The 4,204-nt window shown below is 64.8% G+C and carries 5 protein-coding genes; all 5 read left to right on the plus strand.

Going from position 1 to position 4,204, the window contains the following annotated elements:
* The first annotated feature begins 410 nt into the window (after nt 1–410).
* The 5 genes from ACRCSW_RS17715 (at nt 411) to rpsG (ending at nt 4,152) form a co-directional block, all read left to right on the plus strand.
* The gene (locus ACRCSW_RS17715) at nt 411–1,214 is read left to right on the plus strand and encodes a universal stress protein (RefSeq protein WP_438706971.1); all 804 of its coding nucleotides are present in this window, start codon (nt 411–413) and stop codon (nt 1,212–1,214) included.
* Between the two features lie 153 nt (nt 1,215–1,367).
* Entirely contained in the window at nt 1,368–1,964 is a 597-nt protein-coding gene (locus ACRCSW_RS17720) for a DUF4893 domain-containing protein (protein WP_438706972.1), read from the plus strand.
* A 189-nt stretch (nt 1,965–2,153) separates the two neighbouring features.
* The gene (locus tag ACRCSW_RS17725; protein ID WP_438706973.1) at nt 2,154–3,035 is read left to right on the plus strand and encodes a DMT family transporter; all 882 of its coding nucleotides are present in this window, start codon (nt 2,154–2,156) and stop codon (nt 3,033–3,035) included.
* 263 nt (nt 3,036–3,298) lie between these two features.
* Complete coding sequence (rpsL, locus tag ACRCSW_RS17730; RefSeq protein ID WP_125325006.1) at nt 3,299–3,670, plus strand: 30S ribosomal protein S12; 372 nt, start codon at nt 3,299–3,301, stop codon at nt 3,668–3,670.
* A gap of 11 nt (nt 3,671–3,681) precedes the next feature.
* Nucleotides 3,682–4,152: a 30S ribosomal protein S7 gene (gene rpsG / locus ACRCSW_RS17735; protein WP_438706974.1), complete on the plus strand. Its 471-nt coding sequence runs from the start codon at nt 3,682–3,684 to the stop codon at nt 4,150–4,152.
* The last annotated feature ends 52 nt before the right edge of the window (nt 4,153–4,204 follow it).

The following is a 4,204-nucleotide window of genomic DNA, read 5'->3' on the forward strand; positions in this document are numbered from 1 at the left end:
TACAGGAACTGCGGCAGGTGGCGAAGACCGCGACGGCCAGTAACGACGATACGCGCTGTCAAAGCATTCGGCACCCCCCAGTTGCTCTTTTCCAAATACTCCCGCCGGAGGCACTTTCCCGAGCCGGTTGGCTGAAAGCCAGAGGCGAGACAAAGAGTCTTCGCGCGGAACGCGCTCAATTTTACCACCGTCCCGCCACGCAACGGTAGCGCCGCCGACTGCGCGAAGAAGATCGTGGCCGATCGAGACCAGACGGCAATCGGCGCCCGCGGTCCGAAGCCGAAGCGACCGCCGCCCCCGCCGCGCCTGCCGGCCTCGGTTTTCTCGACAGACCTCGTCCTTCGCCACCTTGCGCATCCCCTCAGCCGCAACCACGTCATGTGGGGTACAGCAGAACAGGGAGGCACCTGATGACCGTCACGTCGATCGTAACCTTCGTCAAACCAGCTCATGCGCAGCGGGACGACGCTGCACTCTCGCAGGCTTTCGCGCTTGCCGAGGCGCATTCCGCGCGGACGGTCGTGCTGACCTATGTCGTCGACGTGATCGGACCCGAAGCCACGACGACCGAGGGTACCGACGAAGAGCTTGCCGCGGCCAGATCGGCGATTCTGGCCCGCGCCGACAAGCTGGGCGTGCAATGCTCCGTCGTCGACCGGTCAAGCTTTGCCTACGGGATCGGCGAGGTCTTCGCCGACCATCTGAAGGTCGCCGATCTTGGTGTGCTGCAGATCGACCCGCGGCCCAATTCGGGCCTGCGCCAGCTGGTCAACGCCGCACTCTTCAAATCCGGGCGCCCGGTCCTTCTTGTGCCACAGGCCGCCACAGGCAAGCCGCCGACCCGCGCTCTGGTCGCCTGGGACGGCACCGCCGCAGCCGCCCGCGCCATGCATGAGGCGATCCCGCTCATGGCGCTAGGCGGTGAAGCCATCGTCGCGCGGGTGTCAGACGACAAGGACATCCGCATGGATCAATCGGCGATCGAGGCGACGCACCACCTCGCGCGCCACGGCATCCGCGCCACGTTCCAAGAGGTCCAGCGCAATGGGCGACAGGTGTTTGCCGCTCTTGCCGACACCGCGCGCGAGACGGGCTGCGACATGATCGTCTGCGGGGCGATCCAGCACTCTGCGGCACACGACCTGATCTTCGGCAGCGTGACGCAGTCCATCCTCTCCGGCAACAGCGAGGTCCCGGTGTTCCTCAGCGCCTGATCCGGCCAGACGCTTCGCCCGGCCAGGCTGCGCAATCCGGCGGCTCTCCGTTCCCGGGATGCATCGCCTGAGCATGAGAAAGGTCATGGATACCGCCGTTGCCCTTTGCAAAGGACAACGCCAGTATTGCCGGACCTCGGTCCGGATCGCAAAATGCTCAGCCGCGTCGCCTTCGCTCTTTCGTTTCTGGTTGCCGCATCGCCGGTTCTGGCCGATGGCACCTACAACAAGAACATGTCCCGCGCCGATTTCGCCCGCTTTGTCGATTTCGAGGCCACCAAGACCGCCGCACTCGCCAATGCCGAAAAAGCCGCGAGTGCCGAGAAACTCAACTCGCTCGACTGGGCACTCGAAGGTGGCCCGATCCCGATGGATGCCTCCCTCGATCCCGCGGGCGACTGGACCTGCCAGATGATCAAGGTCGACGGACCCGAGCCCATTGCCGTCTTTCCTGCCGTTCCCTGCCTGATCAGGGGAACCAGTGTCGACGATCACTGGTGGTGGCTCGAAATGACCGAAGGCCCCGAACCGACGACCGGCACGCTCTACAGGGATTACACCGGCGGCCAGGAGTTCCGGGTGTTTCTGGGCGCCACCCATGATCCTGGCGGCGCACCGCAGGACTACAACGATGACCCGGGCCGCGACCGGATGGCCATCGTCACGCGGCGCGCCGGGGATCGGCTGTTGTTCGAGTTTCCGTCTCCCCCCGACGGCTGGGCTTACAGCCTGATCGTGCTGGAGCGCTAGCCGCAAGCTCAGCGGTCCTTTGCTCATCGGTCAGGCGCTGGCGCGCCCAATGTCGCAAACCTTTCCAAATGGTCAACACCCGCAACCAACCCATTGATTCCAAACACCCCGAAAACCGTCCCACCGTGGGCACTTCTCCTTCCCGCAACGGCCTGCTAGGCAGGGCGCGCAAGCCAAGGACCCCTCGAAGTGCCCCTTTCCGAAAATCTTCGCGGCATCCTCCTGATGTGCGCCTCGATGGCCGCCTTCACGATCAACGACACCTTCATGAAGTCGGTGACCGAGACCTTGCCTCTCTACCAGGCGATCGGTCTCCGCGGCCTGATCACCGTGACCGGCCTCACGATCCTCGCCATCGCCACCGGAGCTTTCCGTTTCCGCCTCTCACCCCGGGACCGTGGCCTGATCCTTCTGCGCTCCCTCGCCGAAATCGCCGCCACGATCCTGTTCCTCGAAGCGCTCCTCCGGATGCCGCTCGCGAACCTCTCCGCGATCATGCAGGCGCTCCCCCTGGCGATCACCTTCGGCGCCGCGCTGGTTTTCGGGGACAAGATCGGCTGGCGGCGGATGACGGCGATCCTTGCGGGCCTCGTCGGCGTCTTGATCATCATCCGTCCCGGGACGGAGGGCTTCGACCGCTGGGCCCTCCTCGGCGTCGGCTCCGTCCTCTGTGTCGTGGTCCGCGACCTTTCGGTCAGGCCGATCCAAGGCCAGGTGCCCTCGGCCCTCGTCGCCCTCGGTGCCGCAACGGCGGTCGCCACGATGGGCTGGATCGGCACCGGCCTGCAAGGCTGGCATGCGCCGACGGCATGGGAGGCCACGCTCGTCCTCGGTGCCGGGCTTTTCCTCATCGTCGGCTACCTGAGCTCGGTCGCCGCCATGCGCCACGGCGACATCGGCCTCGTCGCGCCCTTCCGCTATACCTCGCTTCTCTGGGCCATCGTTCTTGGCCTTTTGGTCTTCGGCGACCTCCCTGACGGCTGGACCCTGATCGGGGCCGCGATCGTGGTGGGGGCAGGCCTCTTCACCCTCTGGCGCGAACGGAACCTGAGGCGCCGGGCGGCGGCCTGACAACCCCCAAGACCCCGTGTTGACACCCCCGGCGATTCCCCCTATACGCCCGCCTACCCAAGCCCCCGGTCGCGACCGAGAGCAGGGGTCAGAGCGCTTGAAGTGGTCATGATCCGGGACTTGCTCCCCGATCCTCTGGAAATCCACCGCGGCATCCCCGAAAGGGGGTGGGTGCGGTGTTCGTGTTTTGCGATGGGCGCAAGGCGCGGATCGAGAAGCAGCGCCTCCAAGGCAGGGGGCGAGTATCGAAACGAGGAATGTGAATGCCGACGATTCAACAGCTGATCCGGAAGCCCCGGGAGGCAGCGCCACGGAAGTCCAAGTCGCAGCACCTGGAATCCTGCCCGCAAAAGCGTGGGGTTTGCACCCGCGTCTATACCACCACCCCGAAGAAGCCGAACTCGGCCATGCGGAAGGTTGCCAAAGTGCGCCTGACCAATGGCTTTGAGGTGATCAGCTACATCCCCGGCGAAAAGCACAACCTTCAGGAACACTCGGTGGTCCTGATCCGTGGCGGCCGTGTGAAAGACCTTCCCGGTGTGCGTTACCACATTCTCCGCGGCGTTCTGGATACCCAGGGCGTGAAGGAACGTCGTCAGCGCCGTTCGAAGTATGGCGCGAAGCGTCCGAAGTGAGGAATTGAGAGATGTCCCGTCGTCACGCCGCTGAAAAACGCGAAATCCTTCCCGACGCCAAGTTTGGCGACCGGGTGGTCACCAAGTTCATGAACAACCTGATGCTCGACGGCAAGAAGTCGGTCGCCGAAGGCATCGTCTACGGCGCGCTTGACCGCGTCCAGACCCGCCTCAAGCGCAACGCCGTCGAAGCCTTCCACGAAGCGCTCGACAACGTGAAGCCTTCGGTCGAGGTCCGCTCGCGCCGCGTCGGCGGTGCGACCTACCAGGTCCCCGTCGAAGTCCGCACCGAACGCCGTGAGGCGCTGGCAATCCGCTGGCTGATCGCTGCTGCCCGCAAGCGCAACGAGAACACCATGGAAGAGCGCCTGGCCGCCGAGCTTTCGGATGCCGTCCAGAACCGCGGCACCGCGGTGAAGAAGCGCGAAGACACCCACAAGATGGCCGACGCGAACAAAGCGTTCAGCCACTATCGTTGGTGAGGTAGATCATGGCACGCGATTATCCGCTCGACCGATACCGCAACTTCGGGAT

Source organism: Tabrizicola sp. (genome assembly GCF_051645465.1).
Taxonomy (GTDB): domain Bacteria; phylum Pseudomonadota; class Alphaproteobacteria; order Rhodobacterales; family Rhodobacteraceae; genus Tabrizicola.